This is a genomic window from Tatumella morbirosei (assembly GCF_000757425.2).
GTDB lineage: Bacteria > Pseudomonadota > Gammaproteobacteria > Enterobacterales > Enterobacteriaceae > Tatumella > Tatumella morbirosei.
The window spans coordinates 1,327,180-1,343,990 of record NZ_JPKR02000003.1 but is presented as its reverse complement, the minus strand read 5'-3'; the positions used below and the strand labels follow the sequence as shown (position 1 = coordinate 1,343,990).

Below are 16,811 nucleotides of genomic sequence, written 5' to 3'. Positions count from 1 at the left end.
TTAAGACTGAGGATTGTCATGACGGAACTATTATTAGGGGTCAATATTGACCATATCGCGACCCTGCGCAATGCCCGTGGTACCCGCTATCCGGATCCTGTACAGGCCGCATTTATTGCTGAGCAGGCAGGTGCTGACGGGATTACGGTGCATCTACGTGAAGATCGGCGTCATATTACCGATCGTGATATCCGTTTGCTGCGCGATACTATTCAGACCCGGATGAATCTGGAGATGGCGGTCACCGAAGAAATGATCACTATTGCCTGTGAAGTTCGTCCTCATTTCTGTTGTCTGGTACCGGAAAATCGTCAGGAAGTGACAACGGAAGGTGGGCTGGATGTGGCGGGTCAACAGCAGAAGCTTAATGATGCTGTGAAACGTCTGACAGAGGCCGGGATTTTGGTTTCTCTGTTTATCGACGCAGATCACCGACAGATCGATGCAGCCGTTACCGCGGGTGCGCCTTATATCGAGATTCATACCGGTGCTTATGCCGAAGCCGCTGAAGGTCCGGAGCAGGACGCGGAACTGGCACGTATCCGTGAAGCGGCGGAATACGCGGCTTCACTAGGGCTGAAAGTGAATGCAGGCCATGGTCTGACTTACCACAACGTGTTACCGGTTGCAGCTATCCCGCAAATGCATGAACTGAATATCGGCCATTCAATCATTGGTCAGGCGGTGATCAGCGGACTGGCAGAAGCGGTACGCGAAATGAAAGTGTTGTTGAGAGAATCGCGTCGGTAATGGCTATTCTGGGCTTGGGTACAGACATTGTCGAGATTGAGCGTATCGAACAAGTGATTAGCCGCTCCGGTGACAGGCTGGCACGCCGTGTGCTGACAGAGTTCGAATGGCAACAATATCAGCAACACCATCAGCCAGTCCGTTTTCTGGCGAAGCGCTTTGCGGTGAAAGAGGCGGTCGCAAAAGCCTTTGGTACCGGCATCAGGGGGGGACTGGCTTTTAATCAGTTTGAAGTCTATAACGATGCGCTGGGTAAGCCCTGCCTGCGTTTTTTTGGCCAGGCCAACAGCCTTGCAGAAGATTTAGGGGTACGAAATGTTCATGTCACCCTGGCTGATGAACGCCGCTATGCCTGTGCGACGGTGATTCTGGAAAACTGACACACTGGTATGCTCAGGCGGAATGCCACAGTGTGACAAATTTTTCCCATAAAGCTTCAGTCGTTTCTGTCTGCTGCGGATCAGTAATGATCGTATTATTGATCGGGCAGACACTCTGACAGGTTGGTGCATCGTAATGGCCGATACACTCTGTACAACGCTCTGCATCAATCTGATAAATTGTATCGCCCATCGAAATTGCCTGGTTAGGACATTCCGGCTCACACATATCGCAATTGATACAACGCTTAGTAATTAGTAAAGCCACTTCAGTCAGTTACCTTTTTTGTCTTGTATAATCAATTGGTTATATGCAATTTTTATTCCTTACGATGATTAACTATCTGTGGATTTTTACAGTATAAAAAACACTGGTACACTCGCTTGCGTAACACAAAACCGCAACACAGACCGAAAATCGCCATCTTAAAAAGCCTCATGTGCGAGCCTGTCTCAAGATGGGGCATAGGATAAGGAATTTCAATGCCGCGCACTGTAACACATAACCCCACAAAGCCCAATATTGATGGGTTTTTGAACAATTTCGTAGGGTGGTGCGCAGGTGATCCACAAATGAGTCCCAGCTTTATAATGAAAATAATACTTAAGCTGCTGACGTCTTAGAAAATTAAAACCTGATGATATCCCACGGCTAGACACGTTATTTTGGTGCAGTTTTGTGATCACTGTAACGGGCAGATTTCTGAAAATCGACTGACCAGACTGGAATCCGTTGGACGTAAAGTGACCCGTTGTTATAAGGTCTTTCCTGAAGTAACGGATAATGAGGGAAGGAGTCCCGATGCTTAAAAAAGGTGGTTTGTGATTATTAACTCCGGGCGAAATTCGTCTGGCCACTGAGTTGTATGGCCGTAGTATTCGGTACAATCGGGTCTGGGTTCATCACGGCAGTTACTTGCCATTTGGTATGCAAGAAAATAATACGGCGATGACACCTTCTGGTGAAATATGGTTTGAAACTAATGTTTACCGCGATGATTACTCAAAGACCTTGCCGGATGCGCAACATTTATTTATGCATGAAATGAAGCATATCTGGCAATATCAGCGAGGTATGAATGTCAAAATACGTGGTTTGTTTTCCTGGGCGGTAAATTACAAATATAATTTTAATAAAAAAATGTTATCAGGCTATCCAATGGAGCAACAGGCAAGTATCGTCGCAGATTATTGGTTGCTCACCAGGTTCGGTTTTAACGGTTATGAACGTATCATCAATTATGCAGCTTTTGATAAAAATGAACCTAAAGGGTCTTTAATTGCAAAATACAAGAAAGTCCTGGGAGGTTTTCCGCTATGATTAAATATTTTTATATGTCTTTTTTATTTTTCTGTTGTCAGGTTGTACCGGTGACAGGTTGGTTTTTCGTAATAAAGGCAATGCCGTTGTAAGTAAAGATAGTATATGCATTACATCGAAACCTGGCGATGTTTTGGAGTATTACATGCTAAGTTATTCTGTGAATAATTATCATCCTCCATTAAATATGGAGGAAGGTATTGCTAAAAAATATCCCGAAACATGTATAAAGACCGAATTAAAAAATAATGCTGCTTATGGTCTGATTTACACAATGAACGGAAAAAACTATCGATTTGAATTCAATATTGATGCTAACGGAAAAGTAACTAAAGTATAACAGATAACATTTTGCTGGAACTCCCACCCTGCTGTGTGGCGGGTGGGAGAGGTACAGGTTAAGCTTGCGCGTCGTAGACGGTCGCTTCGGTCACACCGGTTTTACCGGTTTCGCAAACCGCTTTCACTACCCGGCAGGGGTATTGGGAGGAGATCACGGTTTGTCCCCCGGGGTTCTCTCTGGCTGAAAAGAGTTGCCTCTTCGGTAGAATAAAGAGGCAGCTAAAGTTCAGGTTCAGGCTACCGATTTTGTTGGCCAGACCTGTGGGAAAATCGGTGAGATTAGTGGCTCGCCGTCTTTCAGGGTCAGCTCAGGGAACGGAGGGGAGGTCACTCCGCCACGATCGACAAATACGGCATCATCACCTACCCAACGGGCTGAGAAAACCCTGCGGGAACGGGCTGAATGATTACCTGCTGCACCGTGTACCGTCCGGTAATGGAAGGCTATCGCGTCACCCGGTTCTACCGCCCAACTGACAATGTCGTATTCATCAGCATGTGCCTCAATGTCCGGCATCTCTTTAAAATTCTTATGCTCGTAAAGTTTGGTGCCGTTAAACCGGGTCGGACTGAATTCATCACCCCATAAGTGCGACCCACGGATGCAACGCAGAGAGATGGATTGCTCTACCGGATCCAGCGGTATCCACAGGCTGACATTCTGCCGGCCTTCAACACAATAATAGGGCTGGTCATGATGCCAGGGAGTGATGGTGCTGCCGCCAGGCTGTTTCACCAGGGTATGTTCATGGAAAAAACGAGCTGTTTCGGATTGCATCAGTCGGGCGGCGATTTCTGCTGCCGGAGAATTAAACACAAAGTCTTCAAAGGTTTTGATACGGGACCAGTTACAGTAATCCTGGAAAAAAGGTGCCGATCCGTCTTTTGGGATCACCGTGCGGGCAAAACCGTATTCGCTGGGGTTTGCCATCAGCTCACTGATGCCCTCTGCCAGGGTTTCGACCCAGGGTTTAAAGACTCCCTTCAGTAATACCACCCCATCTTTCTGAAACGTTTCTACTGTCTTATCATCAATCACAACCGGTGGTTCTTTAGTCATTTCCGGAAATCCTGTCGCAGTTTATCGGGTCTTAACAGGGTGCAATTCCTATTCCGTTACTGAGAGGCCCCGGACAGCATTTTTATTGCCTGAAACAATATTTATTTTTATCTGTATGTTTTAATAGTTTTTTTAGGGTGCTTCCAGAGAGCAGGGCGGGCAAGCGGGAAAGAAGATTGCTGTGACCATTTACGGGCGTCTTCATTTCGTTGCACCACAAATGCGCGCCAGCACGCAGTGCTATCAGGAAGACACCGTTATAATAGCGACTCAGCGTAATATGGGCTTAATATGAGGATGCTATACAGAGCTTGCTGACAGGCCGGAATAACAGGAATGTAGGATGAAACCAACACAACGCATCGTATTCTTTGATCTTGACGGTACACTACACAAGCAGGATCTGTTTGGTTGTTATCTTCGTTACTGTCTTGCACGCCAGCCAGTCAATCTGTTGCCGGTAATATTGTTTGCTCCGGTGATTATCGGCGCCCTGTTGGTGAACAAATCGGCACGCTGGCCAGTGAGCCTGTTGCTGTGGGCGGTAACGGTGGGGCATAGCGAAAAATTTTTACAGCAACAGGAAAAAGCGTTTTGTCAGTGGGCTCAGCTACAGATCACCCCTTTCCCTGCGGTTCTTCGACGTCTTTATGGCTATTTACAGGAAGACAACACCCGTGTGTGGTTAGTGACCGGTTCTCCACAGTCGCTGGTTGAAGGTATTTATGGATCAGCTTCTTTCCTCTCTCAGGTGAGCCTGATTGGCTCTCAGATGCAACGGCGCTTCGGTGGCAGAGTACTTAGCCTGCGCTGTTTTGGTCGACAAAAAGTGATCGAACTTGAACAACGCATCGGCTGTTTACCAAAGCTATATAGCGGTTACAGTGACAGCAACTTCGATACACCGTTGATGAACTGCTGTCAGTATCGCTGGCGTATTACGGCCAGCGGCAGCATACAGCAACTTGACTAATGCGGATTCCGTCACTGTCTGATAAAGATTAATAGGTGACGGTCACGGTGACGGTATCAGTATAGCTACCTGCCGGTTTATTAGTCTGGGCGGTATCAACGGTGGCTGTATAGTTGACCGTTTGTGAGTCGCCGGTGCCGGTTTCGCTCAAATCATTATCGGTCGTCCATGCGGTTCCGTCCGGCTGATAGAACTGATACAGCAAGTAATGGGTCGTTCCGTCACTGGTGGATGCCATTTGCCGGAAATCACCGCTCAGCGGATTGCTACTGGTCAGGTTGATTTTATAGGCGGCATTTTTGGTGCAACGCACCGTTAATGCACTGGCGATCGAAGCAAAATCTGCCGGCAAGGCTGCACTACCAAAATCGACATCCGGCGCATCCACAATTGCGCAGTCATTGGTTACCTCAGCCGAGAAAAGCACTGTCGATGTTGCCGTACCGGTGGTATAGACACACAATCCCAGCAGCCCGATAAAACAGATATTGTAATTCCAGTTAATGACAATACTGTCAGTATAGGTCCCGGCCGGGACATTCAGTCCGGCTGCAGTATGGATATACAGCGGTAAGGTGCCATCACTGGAATTAAATAATCCCAGTAATCCCAGCAGCGATGTTGATGTCCATGTGATGGTCTGGCCTATTGAGTAGGTCGAAGAACAGTCTGAAGCAGCACAGATAGTATAGGGAATGCTGGCCCCGGAGCTGCTGCTGACCATTTGTGGAGTGGTGCCGCTTTCACCAGCAGAGGAGGTGAGGGTAGCAGTAATGGTATTAGTACTGAGCAGAGTTAATAATCCGCCTGAGCAGGTGAAGCCCGAACCGGTTTCAACCGTTTCAGCGCTACTGGCTAAAGTGAATGAACTGACAGAGCCAAAATCGCCGGTGGATGAAATGGTACTACAGTCTGCCATTGCATAATGCGAAATGCCCGACAGTAACAACAGGAGCAGTCTCAGGAATAAAGTGTTAATTTTCATGCAATGCCTCCGTGGCTGGGGCTGACGGACAAATGATTGGGCCGATAGTGGCGGGAACAGTGGTCACTGCAGGCAGGTCAAAGGTGAAATGGCAGGTTCCGTTGGCGGTCATAATTTCCAGTCGGTTATGTCGTCCAAGATGAGAAAGCCAGGCCTGTCCGTCATAACCGATTACTCCTGTCTGCCCACTGTTTATTTCATCTACCGGGGTACCCACCGGTAAAGGGTGGTGGTGTTGATCGGTCACGGTAAGCACGGCGGAACGGACTTTCTCCACGGAGAAATGCACAACCGCCCCGCTGCCTTCCCGTACTGCGACTTTTTGTTCTGATACCGGGACATCGGTATCTGTCGGAAAATCCATGGTGTTAATCGAGACTTTGCCCGGGTACCAGGCCGAAACCCAGGGGATAAGCAGATGGCCATGGCTGTCGGTATCGCCGACATGGCGGTTTTCATAGCTGATACTGGCTTTAGGGTATCCGTCAGTATCGGCTACAATAAAAGCATCATTAATCCGGCGAGAGAAGAACAGGTCGTTATCCATGACCACGACAGATCCGCTGGCCTCAAACCACTGATTAGACTGCCCACGGGCACCGTAAAATCCGCCACTGAGGCTTGAATAACGGTTTAACCATGTCAGATTAAGTTGGTTATAGCTGTCTCCGTTGATGGAATGCGCCACCGTCCATCCGAGACCACCATCGACAGGAGCGGTTCGGGTATACTCCAGCCTGTTGGTAATCTGCCCTTTTGCCGCGAGACTTGAGGAGCTGTTCACCACTGACTGGTCGCCCCATGGAATAGTAATTTGTGCCACCCCGGTGACTGAGTGACTCCCGAGGTCTCTGTTCAGACTCAGGCTAAGGCTGGAATTTCCCCCCAGACTATGGCTCCATGAGAAATTAGCCAGTCGTGTGCGTGTACCGTCATTAGCCTGCACCGAAAAGTAACCCAGTCCAAAAGTGCCGAACACTTTACCTGAAGGAATGATGCTAACGGTGGCCTGATCAGCCCGTCGGCTTAACGTGGTACGGGTATCTGAAGTAGACAGATCCTGATAATCACCACTGACACTAATATGCTGAAGACTCAGGCTCCAGTACTTACTGTAATAGGACCAGCCGGAAGTGTACTGATAACCTCTGTCATGCCGGTTATCCTGGCTGCTACTGGCCGACAGACTGACCGTACCCAGCCGGCCTGGGGTGAAATCGGCACCCAGCCCTGCAAGCATCAGTCCGTTACTGACTTCGCTGTGAAAAGTTCCGGTCAACTGGTTACTCAGTCCATAGCGGTAAATTCCGCTAACCGCCGCGTTACCGTAGTCCGCGTTGTCGATCCCATAGTTACGCCGCAGACTGCCTGCCGAGAAATCAAAGTCACTCAGCCCTTTGGCCAGCAGTTTATTGGACACATAAAACGGGATAGAGGTGGATACCTGGCGGCCCAGTGCATCGGTGGTGACCACCGTTGCTTCTCCGGCACCATTGATGTACGGCACATTGGTCAGGCTGTAGGGGCCGGAATTTACGGACTGGCTGCTGGCTTTATAGCCGTTGACAAACAAATCGACGGTGCCGGGTACTGCAGCGACTCCGCTCCAGTTCAGTAGCGGGTAGGTTACCAGGTCAGGCCTGACAGTGAAGTTACGGCTAATACGTATTCCCCCCATACGAACAGAGTGACTCCATGTCACTGAATCACTGACAAAATCACCAGCCTGAATACTGATGAGCTTTGAGGGATCACTGTATTTCCAGACGGTATCATACCTGACATAGCCTGAAGGCGTACCGCGCTCACCTGCGAACTGGTTTCGCCAGACGCCGGTCTGTGAAACGGTTCCTGCGTTACCAAACCAGCGTCCTTCCAGCAAGGTACTTGTTGATGTTCCACCGTAGGGTGATCTCAGACTGTAGGAGTCATAATTAAACAGCAGGCCACTGCTACTGACGGGGTGGAGACTGTTTTTTGAAAAGCCACTGTCAAACTGCTGTTCCGGCAACCACTGGTCTGGCACCTGCAAATTTAGCACCTGCCTGGCACTGTCGTACCGGGTTTGTACCTGCGGCAACACTGATACATCGGTTAAACCGGAGGTTTGTTCCAGACGCAGATGCGCTTTTAATAACGGAAGGGCATCTATCCAGTAATGGCCATGCTTTACCTGTACCGGTACCAGACCCGGTGATGGCGTCCCATTCACCGACAGCGTCAGATACAACGTATAACTATCGTTTTCATCACTACTGAGAGTTGGCGGAGGCAGTTGACTGTAGTCGTCGGCCAGTGCCAGCGCCGGTAACGAACAGGCAATACTTAACCACAGCGGGCGAAAAACGTTAGGCATCGTTATCTGTCGGCTGCAATGCCGACCGGAGCTACATTATCCGCCAGTCGGCTGAATAACGAATTTCCCGGGGTTTGATGCGCTGGTAGTGGAAACTCAACAGTTTGTCCCGCCAGCACGTAGCCTAAAAATCCTTTGGAGATATAAGCTACAGGATGCCGTGCATCATTCCCCCAAAAAATATCACTCAGACGTGCATGCATGTCACCATGGTTGGTTACGGCTAAAACCGCTTGCCCTTTATCTCTGACAATTTTCCAGCTCAGGTTGCGTTGGATAGCACTGACTGGCCCGTCCTGACTGACAGGGGCGATACCCTGCCCGTAAAGAAAGAGTGGCAATACATAGCGCATCCGCATAATCAGGCCGGAATTGTTGCCATTATCCTGAGAAGCCGCACTGCCAGGTATCTCATCAATAACAATCCGGTATGCATCTTCACGTTGCGGTGCAGTAGGCTGAATACGTATTAAGCGAATAAGTTGTCTCTGGCCTGGCTGGACCGTAACAAAGGGCGGGCTGGCCAGCACTGCCTTTTGATCAGAATAGACCGTGGCGGAATTGTGCTGCTGCCATTTAAAAATCCGCAACTGTAAAGTCACCGCACTGTTACCCCGGTTCTGCAGCCATAATTCTGAGCCTTTGTCCGTACTGCTGATGGTCTGAAAAATTGGCCAGACTAATACCGAACTGGCCGCCCGGGCGTTGATTCCCCGGGCAGACAACAGGATTAACAGTGCAGATAAATAATATTTAATTTTCATATAAGCAAACTTCTTAATAGGTCAGGGTTACAGTCACAGTGTCGGTGTAAGTGCCAGAGGCAGGTAAACCCGTGACCGGGAATAACCGGCCATAAATCGTGTAGGTCTGGGGGGTATCAGGGAAAGAGGCGACACTGTAAGCCAGAGCATCGGTGCCCCAGACAGTGGAGTGTGCTGCGTCCTGGTACAACTGATATCCCAGTGTTGCTTCGGTGGCACTGTTTTTCAGATAACGTTCAGTGGATGAGCCGCCATGAAGGCCGTAATCCAGGGCAATGGATACTGACATTCCAGGGGTACAGGTAACAATCACCGAACCTGCGCCCGGGGTACTGGCAACATCCACATTACCGGCAATCGACGACATCGATCCAAAATCAATGCTGCCGAAATTAGTGACTGTGTCATTAGTGTCAGTACCCAGAGCACATCCGCTGGTGATCACCGAAGATACGGTAAAGCTACTGGTTGTCGTATCTGCGGCGGCCACAACAGGTAGTACCGAAAACAGCACCACTAAAACAATGGTGCGTTTTATACTCACCAGGAGAGCGTGGCAGTCACTGTGTCGCTGTAAGTTCCTGAAGCAGGAGTTGTGGTAGTTTGACCATCAGGCACAATACGACCGTAGATCGGGATACTTTGTGCGGTGCCATCTGCAGTCAGAGAAACCTGGCCGCCAGGTTCAATTTCGCTGGTATGGTTGGCATCAGAATAGAGATGATAAGCAATGTCGGTGGTAGTGGTACCGCTGGTGTTGACCATGTTCCGGACATCACTTGCTTCGTTCAGCCCCCCATCCAGAGTCATGGTGGGAGTCAGGCCCTCAGTACAGGTGATGGTAACGGCGTTGGTGCCGTCAGAACCAAGAACGGTTCCATTAATCGCGGCGGTCAAATCAGAATAAGTCCCGAAATTCAGCGTTCCCCAGCTGTTGGTTCCGGAAGAAGAACTGCCATTTGTTACTGCGCAGCCCTCTTTTATAGTGACCTGGACGCCCACTTGTCCGGATAAAGTGCCTTCTGCCGCACTGGCTACGGAGGGGACCACGCTGGTTGTCAATGCGTAACCTAAAGCACATAACAGCATCTTGTTGATTTTCATGAAATAACCTTTTGCAGTGTGTATTTAGTCTGATGAGTGAAAAATCTGACTGATTTGAAACAGAGTGCTTCGCACGTGGCGTGACCGAATGCATGGGACTCTGCCCTGGCATCAGAATTATTATTGATTAATTTGATTTAACATTTAGGTGGCCAGACTACCATACAGTTAAGATTAATCTCAAAGGGTTATTTGCCTTTCATGTAAGCGATTATTTAAGATGCCTTCTGATTTATTTATCATGTAAAACATGTGCTTATGCATATTTCATTTTAAATCATAGTGTCAGAATAAGGTGTTACACGAGAAAATCAATATTAAATATCCGGATTTTGGTAATCAATAGTATCAAATTTCATTTCTATAATAAGTTTTATTTATTATTAATTTCCGGGGCTGACACGCTCAATGATTCACTGATAAGGGGCCGGAACGCGCGGATCTCGCATTCATCTGTGATCCCGGTATAATGCGCCGCGATGAGAACCTGCGGGGACAAAATGTGACCGAAAAAAATGACGAGTACTGGATGCGCCATGCGTTAATGCTGGCTAAACGGGCTCAGGATAATAATGAAGTTCCGGTTGGAGCCGTTCTGGTCTGGCAGGGAAACATTATTGCCGAGGGGTGGAACCACCCGGTGGCATCTCATGATCCGACCGCGCATGCTGAAATTATGGCGCTGCGGCAGGGCGGAAAAGCGCTGGGAAATTACCGGTTACTGGATACAACCTTATATGTCACCCTGGAACCTTGTGTTATGTGTGCGGGAGCGATGGTGCATAGCCGAATTTCCCGACTGGTGTTTGGCGCGGCTGATGCCAAAACCGGTGCAGCAGGTTCGCTGCTGGATGTGCCAGGGCATCCGGGCATGAACCATAAAATGTCCGTGACTGGGGGAGTGCTGGCTGATGAGTGTGCCGCTCAGTTAAGTGATTTTTTTCGTTTACGCAGGGCACAAAAAAAAGCGCTGCGACTGGCGCAGCGGGAAAATCAGTAACTCAGTTCATGGCAATTTGCGGTTCGCTGGTGGTCGCCGGAATGGCATCCGGTTGACGTTTTTTCTGTATTTCCTGCAAATAGCCAACCAGGCTAATGTTATATTTCCTGATATTTTCGACGTAATTATAGGCCTCACCGCCACGAGCGTATCCATAGGTTGTCTGACTATAGTAGCGCTTCTGTTCCAGCAACGGCAGGCGGGTTTTCACATCGGTCCAACTGTCCGGATTGCCTCCCTGTTTCATCGTCAGTTTTCTGGCATCCATCATGTGTGCGTAGCCAATATTATAGGCCGTCAGGGCAAACCAGATGCGTTCATCCGGAGGAATAGTTTCCGGCATTTTTTCCATCAGTTTCTGTAAATACTGGCTGCCTCCGCGGATGCTCTCCGCTGCGTCGAGCCGGTCACTGACTTCCAGACTATCCGCCGTGTTTCGTGTCAGCATCATCATTCCTCTGACACCCGTCGGTGAGGTTGCTTGTGGATCCCAGTGAGATTCCTGATAGGCAATTGCGGCCAGTAATCGCCAGTCAATCTGGCTGGCATATTTCTTGAACAACGGTTGCAGGGAAGGCAGAGTACTGTCAATCGCACGTAAAAATGTCCGGGTATCGACGTAATCAAAGCTGCCGGTGTGACCTAAATATTTCTCGTCCAGCCGGGCCAGTGTGCCTTCTTCATTAATACTGTTATAAAAGTCGAGCAGCGCAGCATTCAGGCTGTCATCCGGGGATTTAGCCATATACCAGTTTACCGGGACTTCATTGGTGACATCAAAAGCCACGGCTAACCGAGGATGAATGCGTTGCATCATACCGATAGTGACAGAATCACCAATGGTATAATCCAGCTTCCCATCTGCAACCTGCTCCAGCATCTCTTGAGGACTGAGTTTTTTCTCAATTTCCCAGCTCAGTTGTGGAAATTTCCCCTGTTTTGCGGCTTCAAGTGTCGGAACGAATGATGACTCTGACGGGACCGCTAATGTGCCATGCAAATCACCGAGGTTTTTTGGCCGCGGCTTATCTACACGATAAACCAGTTGTTGTGTCGTGGAATAGTAGGCCGGACCACTACGATATTGCGCCTGACGCGCGCTGTCCCATGTCAGGCCCGCTGTCAGCAGGTCTGCCCGGTGATGATTCAGATCATCAAACAGGCTTTCAATATTCGGGCGAACGGTTACCTCCAGCTTCACGCCCAGATAATCTGCAAAGCGTTTTGCCAGTTCGTAATCCATCCCCGTGGGATTGTTATTGATCTTTTGCCAGGTCAGTGACGAATTTATGGTGCTGACACGCAAAACTCCGCGCGATTTAATCTGCGCCAGAGTGTCTTGTGAACCTGAATGCCAGGGTATCGCAGGCCATAAAGCCATTGCCAGTAATAGAGTGACAAGACCGATCAAAAGATAATTAAACTTTAAGTATTTCAAGTAGTTATCTCGTTAATCAGCGCCGGGTTCAGCCTTTTGGCAGGACAAAATAAACAGGAATAGTACCCCAACGCGAAGTGCATTCTGAGCAACAAAAAGGCAAAGAGCAACTTTTATAGCAAGAAATGTGTGTTTTTTAATCGGCAATTTAACCCGATAAAATCTGCGCAAACGGTTTCGTAACGGGGGCTTCTTCTTTATAATATGCCCCGTTTTCCCCCTGTTGCGCCCAATGAAGCGTCGCCCGGCGTTTCGAAGACGAGAGATCTTTAATGATGGAAATTTTGCGTGGTTCGCCCGCTCTGTCGGCATTTCGTATTAACAAACTGTTGACCAGCTTTCACGACGCTCATCTGCCGGTGAGTGAGATTTATGCCGAATATGTGCATTTTGCTGATGTTAGCTCAGCGCTGACTCAGGACGAACAAAATCGTCTCCAACGTCTTCTTAAATACGGTCCCTCGCTGGCAGAGCATGAACCTGTCGGACGTTTATTACTGGTGACCCCACGCCCGGGTACCATTTCTCCATGGTCTTCCAAAGCCACTGATATTGCTCACAACTGTGAGTTATCGAAAGTATTGCGGTTGGAAAGAGGTTTGGCGTTCTACATTCAGGCCGATACGCTGTCTGAAGCACAATGGAGCCAACTGGCAGCACTGTTGCATGACCGGATGATGGAATCCGTATTCACCTCTCTGTCACAGGCGGAACAATTATTTGCCCATCATCAGCCGCAGCCAGTAAAAGCGGTGGACGTACTGGGTCGTGGCCGTGTCGCTCTGCAGGAAGCAAATCTTGCCCTGGGACTGGCTCTGGCTGAAGATGAAATCGACTATCTGCTGGCAGCCTTTACTTCCCTGGGGCGTAATCCAAACGACATTGAACTCTATATGTTTGCTCAGGCGAACTCAGAGCACTGTCGTCACAAGATTTTTAACGCTGACTGGGTGATTGACGGTGTTAAACAGCCAAAGTCACTGTTTAAGATGATTAAGAATACCTTCGAGAAAAATCCGGAGCATGTATTGTCGGCTTATAAGGATAATGCGGCGGTCATGGAAGGTTCGAAGGTCGGGCGTTTTTATGCTGATGACCAACATGGCATCTATGATTTCCACCAGGAAGATGCCCATATCCTGATGAAAGTGGAAACCCATAACCATCCGACAGCGATTTCGCCGTGGCCGGGAGCCGCGACCGGCTCCGGCGGAGAAATTCGTGATGAAGGTGCTACCGGACGTGGGGCTAAACCAAAAGCGGGTCTGACGGGTTTCTCGGTATCCAACCTGAAAATCCCTGGCTTTGAACAGCCTTGGGAGCAGGATTTTGGCAAGCCGGAGCGCATTGTTACAGCACTGGATATCATGACCGAAGGCCCGTTAGGGGGTGCTGCATTTAACAATGAATTTGGTCGTCCGGCACTGAACGGCTATTTCCGTACTTATGAAGCACAGGTTAACAGCCACAACGGCGAGGAACTGCGTGGATACCATAAGCCGATTATGCTGGCCGGCGGGATTGGTAATATCCGTGCCGATCATGTGCAGAAAGGCGAAATTAGCATTGGCGCTAAACTGATTGTGCTGGGTGGCCCGGCAATGAATATCGGTCTGGGGGGCGGAGCGGCCTCTTCCATGGCTTCCGGCCAGTCTGATGCCGACCTGGATTTTGCTTCTGTACAGCGTGACAACCCTGAAATGGAACGTCGTTGTCAGGAAGTGATCGATCGTTGCTGGCAACTGGGTGAGCAGAACCCGATTCTGTTTATTCACGATGTTGGCGCCGGGGGGCTATCGAATGCGATGCCGGAGCTGGTGAGTGACGGTGGCCGTGGTGGTCGTTTCAATCTGCGTGACATCCTGAGTGATGAACCTGGTATGAGCCCGCTGGAAGTCTGGTGTAACGAATCTCAGGAACGTTATGTGCTGGCTGTGGCGCCAGAGAAACTGGCGTTGTTTGAACAACTCTGTCAACGTGAGCGCGCTCCGTATGCTGTGATCGGTGAAGCCACCGAAGAACTGCACCTGACCCTGAGTGATGAGCATTTTGATAACCAGCCGATTGATATGCCACTGGATGTATTGCTAGGTAAAACGCCGAAAATGACCCGTGACGTGACCACTCTGAAAGCAGAAGGCACAGAACTGGCCCGGGAAAAAATTTCGGTGGCCGATGCAGTTAAACGTGTCATGCACCTGCCCGGGGTGGCTGAGAAAACCTTCCTGATCACCATTGGTGACCGCTCAGTGACCGGGATGGTTGCCCGTGACCAGATGGTGGGGCCGTGGCAGGTGCCGGTCGCTAACTGTGCCGTCACCACAGCCAGCCTGGACAGCTATCATGGTGAGGCGTTTGCCCTGGGTGAGCGTGCGCCGGTAGCACTGCTGGACTTCGCTGCTTCAGCACGACTGGCGGTGGGCGAATCACTGACTAACCTGGCAGCCACCGATATCGGCGGGTTGACCCGGGTGAAATTGTCGGCTAACTGGATGTCTGCAGCCGGACACCCGGGCGAAGATGCCGGATTGTATGCTGCAGTGAAAGCGGTCGGAGAAGAGCTCTGCCCCGCGCTGGGTCTGACCATTCCGGTCGGTAAAGATTCTATGTCGATGAAAACCCGCTGGCAGCATAATGATGAGCCACGGGAAATGACCTCGCCACTGTCGCTGGTGATCACCGCTTTTGCCCGGGTTGAAGATGTCCGCCGTACCGTGACACCACAGCTGCAGCCACAGACCGATAACCTGCTGTTGCTGGTTGACCTGGGGGCTGGTGCGAATACTTTGGGAGCGACTGCACTGGCTCAGGTCTACAGCCAGCTGGGTGATAAACCAGCGGATGTACGCGATGCACAGCAGCTGGCTGGATTCTTTAATGCCATTCAGCAGTTGGTTTCTGAACAGAAATTACTGGCTTACCATGACCGTTCAGATGGTGGCTTACTGGTCACTCTGGCAGAAATGGCCTTTACCGGACATTGTGGTGTCGATGTTGATATCACTACATTGGGCCAGGATGTTCTGGCCGCGCTGTTTACCGAAGAACTGGGTGCCGTCATCCAGATCCCTGCCGCGGAGCAGTCGGCAGTTAGCGCTGTCTTCGCCGAACATGGCCTGAGCGAATGCCTGCATGTTCTGGGTTCAGCACAACCGGGAGACGGTTTCATCGTGCGTTCTGCTGGTCAGGTGGTGTATCAGGAAAAACGTTCAACCCTGCGTAACTGGTGGGCAGAAACTACCTGGCAGATGCAGCGCCTGCGTGATAACCCTGAATGTGCTGACCAGGAACATCAGGCGAAACAGGATAATAACGATCCGGGACTGAACGTTTCATTGAGTTTTGATCCGTCGGAAGATATTGCCGCGCCGATGATTGCCACCGGAGCCCGTCCTAAACTGGCGGTGCTACGTGAGCAGGGTGTCAACTCTCATGTTGAAATGGCTGCAGCGTTCCATCGCGCAGGTTTTGATGCGGTCGATGTGCATATGAGCGATCTGCTGGCCGGGCGTCAGCAATTGGATGATTTCCAGGTGCTTGCTGCCTGTGGCGGATTCTCCTACGGCGATGTGCTGGGTGCCGGAGAGGGCTGGGCAAAATCGATTCTGTTTAATCCACGGGTTCGTGAAACCTTTGAACAGTTCTTCCACCGGGATCAGACACTGGCGCTCGGGGTATGTAACGGTTGTCAGATGATGTCCAATCTGCGCGAACTCATCCCTGGCAGTGAACTGTGGCCACGCTTTGTACGTAACCAGTCAGAACGTTTTGAAGGACGTTTTAGTCTGGTGGAAGTGGCAGAGAGCCCGTCGTTGTTGTTATCCGGTATGGCCGGTTCGAGGATGCCTGTTGCAGTATCTCACGGGGAAGGATTTGCAGAGTTGCGTGATCAGCAACAGCTGAATGCTCTGGAAACACAGCAACTGGTTGCGCTGCGTTTCGTGGATAATTACGGCAATGTCACCGAAAATTATCCGGCGAACCCGAATGGCTCTCCGAAAGGCATTACTGCAGTCACCAACACTTCAGGGCGTGTCACTATAATGATGCCTCACCCGGAGCGAGTATTCCGTACTGTCAGCAACTCCTGGCATCCGGCTGAATGGGGCGAAGATAGTCCATGGATGCGTATTTTCCGTAATGCGCGTCATCAGTTGGGCTGATAAGCCCGGTCAAGCCCGTCTGATAAAAGGCACTCTCCGGAGTGCTTTTTTATCGGTATTATTGTCCAAAAACAGGCAAGGCTATAAAGGAAAAGTGTTATTCCGGCGACACTTTGGATGATCGATCTGTCTCCGATTTGTGACACTTAACTTATTGAAAATTAATAAGTCCTGG

The 16,811-nt window shown here is 49.9% G+C and carries 15 protein-coding genes; 7 read left to right on the top strand and 8 right to left on the bottom strand.

Translation table 11 applies throughout. The features are described 5' to 3' along the window. Positions 1 to 18 precede the first annotated feature (18 nt). Positions 19 to 750, top strand: coding sequence for a pyridoxine 5'-phosphate synthase (pdxJ, locus tag HA49_RS09050; protein ID WP_038022257.1), 732 nt, complete (start codon positions 19 to 21; stop codon positions 748 to 750). Beyond that, positions 750 to 1,130 (top strand): holo-ACP synthase, encoded by a 381-nt coding sequence (acpS, locus tag HA49_RS09045; RefSeq protein ID WP_038022254.1) that lies wholly within the window; start codon positions 750 to 752, stop codon positions 1,128 to 1,130. Before pdxJ ends, acpS begins: the two co-directional genes overlap by 1 nt. A gap of 13 nt (positions 1,131 to 1,143) precedes the next feature. Here the strand turns inward: acpS and HA49_RS09040 are convergent, their stop codons facing one another. Then, positions 1,144 to 1,398 (bottom strand): YfhL family 4Fe-4S dicluster ferredoxin, encoded by a 255-nt coding sequence (locus HA49_RS09040; RefSeq protein WP_038022252.1) that lies wholly within the window; start codon positions 1,396 to 1,398, stop codon positions 1,144 to 1,146. 648 nt (positions 1,399 to 2,046) lie between these two features. On the opposite strand from HA49_RS09040, the gene HA49_RS09035 reads away from it, so the two are divergent. Both HA49_RS09035 and HA49_RS09030 read left to right on the top strand, forming a co-directional pair. Next, positions 2,047 to 2,451, top strand: coding sequence for a type IV secretion protein Rhs (locus HA49_RS09035; RefSeq protein ID WP_245610174.1), 405 nt, complete (start codon positions 2,047 to 2,049; stop codon positions 2,449 to 2,451). A gap of 4 nt (positions 2,452 to 2,455) precedes the next feature. Then, positions 2,456 to 2,791, top strand: a complete 336-nt coding sequence (locus tag HA49_RS09030; RefSeq protein WP_342667036.1) for a putative T6SS immunity periplasmic lipoprotein — start codon at positions 2,456 to 2,458, stop codon at positions 2,789 to 2,791. 234 nt (positions 2,792 to 3,025) lie between these two features. On the opposite strand, the gene HA49_RS09025 is transcribed toward HA49_RS09030, so the two are convergent. Continuing rightward, complete coding sequence (locus tag HA49_RS09025; protein ID WP_038022246.1) at positions 3,026 to 3,853, bottom strand: phytanoyl-CoA dioxygenase family protein; 828 nt, start codon at positions 3,851 to 3,853, stop codon at positions 3,026 to 3,028. 343 nt (positions 3,854 to 4,196) lie between these two features. On the opposite strand from HA49_RS09025, the gene yfhb reads away from it, so the two are divergent. Beyond that, positions 4,197 to 4,826, top strand: coding sequence for a phosphatidylglycerophosphatase C (gene yfhb, locus HA49_RS09020; RefSeq protein WP_038022243.1), 630 nt, complete (start codon positions 4,197 to 4,199; stop codon positions 4,824 to 4,826). A gap of 28 nt (positions 4,827 to 4,854) precedes the next feature. Here the strand turns inward: yfhb and HA49_RS09015 are convergent, their stop codons facing one another. From HA49_RS09015 to HA49_RS08995, 5 genes are read right to left on the bottom strand one after another with little or no spacing between them, the layout of a single operon-like run. Then, complete coding sequence (locus tag HA49_RS09015) at positions 4,855 to 5,811, bottom strand: Csu type fimbrial protein (RefSeq protein WP_038022239.1); 957 nt, start codon at positions 5,809 to 5,811, stop codon at positions 4,855 to 4,857. Next, entirely contained in the window at positions 5,801 to 8,167 is a 2,367-nt protein-coding gene (locus tag HA49_RS09010; RefSeq protein ID WP_038022236.1) for a fimbria/pilus outer membrane usher protein, read from the bottom strand. Before HA49_RS09010 ends, HA49_RS09015 begins: the two co-directional genes overlap by 11 nt. Before the next feature lie 2 nt (positions 8,168 to 8,169). Then, positions 8,170 to 8,931 (bottom strand): fimbrial biogenesis chaperone, encoded by a 762-nt coding sequence (locus HA49_RS09005; RefSeq protein WP_038022233.1) that lies wholly within the window; start codon positions 8,929 to 8,931, stop codon positions 8,170 to 8,172. 13 nt (positions 8,932 to 8,944) lie between these two features. After that, on the bottom strand, positions 8,945 to 9,469 hold the full coding sequence (locus HA49_RS09000; RefSeq protein ID WP_038022756.1) for a Csu type fimbrial protein: 525 nt from the start codon (positions 9,467 to 9,469) through the stop codon (positions 8,945 to 8,947). Between the two features lie 2 nt (positions 9,470 to 9,471). Beyond that, a complete protein-coding gene (locus tag HA49_RS08995; RefSeq protein ID WP_038022229.1) occupies positions 9,472 to 10,035 on the bottom strand; it encodes a Csu type fimbrial protein in 564 nt (187 codons plus the stop codon). A 502-nt stretch (positions 10,036 to 10,537) separates the two neighbouring features. On the opposite strand from HA49_RS08995, the gene tadA reads away from it, so the two are divergent. Next, the gene (gene tadA, locus HA49_RS08990; protein ID WP_038022755.1) at positions 10,538 to 11,035 is read left to right on the top strand and encodes a tRNA adenosine(34) deaminase TadA; all 498 of its coding nucleotides are present in this window, start codon (positions 10,538 to 10,540) and stop codon (positions 11,033 to 11,035) included. Between the two features lies 1 nt (position 11,036). Here the strand turns inward: tadA and mltF are convergent, their stop codons facing one another. Further along, positions 11,037 to 12,473: a membrane-bound lytic murein transglycosylase MltF gene (gene mltF, locus HA49_RS08985; protein ID WP_038022225.1), complete on the bottom strand. Its 1,437-nt coding sequence runs from the start codon at positions 12,471 to 12,473 to the stop codon at positions 11,037 to 11,039. Between the two features lie 272 nt (positions 12,474 to 12,745). Between mltF and purL the strand changes: the two genes are divergently transcribed. Then, entirely contained in the window at positions 12,746 to 16,636 is a 3,891-nt protein-coding gene (purL, locus tag HA49_RS08980; protein ID WP_038022223.1) for a phosphoribosylformylglycinamidine synthase, read from the top strand. Positions 16,637 to 16,811 lie beyond the last annotated feature (175 nt).

Bases quoted from the DNA above. Each gene is read 5' to 3' on its own strand.
- purL (WP_038022223.1), top strand. From the start codon at position 12,746: ATGATGGAAATTTTGCGTGGTTCGCCCGCTCTGTCGGCATTTCGTATT.
- yfhb (WP_038022243.1), top strand. From the start codon at position 4,197: ATGAAACCAACACAACGCATCGTATTCTTTGATCTTGACGGTACACTA.
- HA49_RS09025 (WP_038022246.1), bottom strand. From the start codon at position 3,853: ATGACTAAAGAACCACCGGTTGTGATTGATGATAAGACAGTAGAAACG.
- HA49_RS09010 (WP_038022236.1), bottom strand. From the start codon at position 8,167: ATGCCTAACGTTTTTCGCCCGCTGTGGTTAAGTATTGCCTGTTCGTTA.
- acpS (WP_038022254.1), top strand. From the start codon at position 750: ATGGCTATTCTGGGCTTGGGTACAGACATTGTCGAGATTGAGCGTATC.
- HA49_RS09015 (WP_038022239.1), bottom strand. From the start codon at position 5,811: ATGAAAATTAACACTTTATTCCTGAGACTGCTCCTGTTGTTACTGTCG.
- pdxJ (WP_038022257.1), top strand. From the start codon at position 19: ATGACGGAACTATTATTAGGGGTCAATATTGACCATATCGCGACCCTG.
- HA49_RS08995 (WP_038022229.1), bottom strand. From the start codon at position 10,035: ATGAAAATCAACAAGATGCTGTTATGTGCTTTAGGTTACGCATTGACA.
- HA49_RS09005 (WP_038022233.1), bottom strand. From the start codon at position 8,931: ATGAAAATTAAATATTATTTATCTGCACTGTTAATCCTGTTGTCTGCC.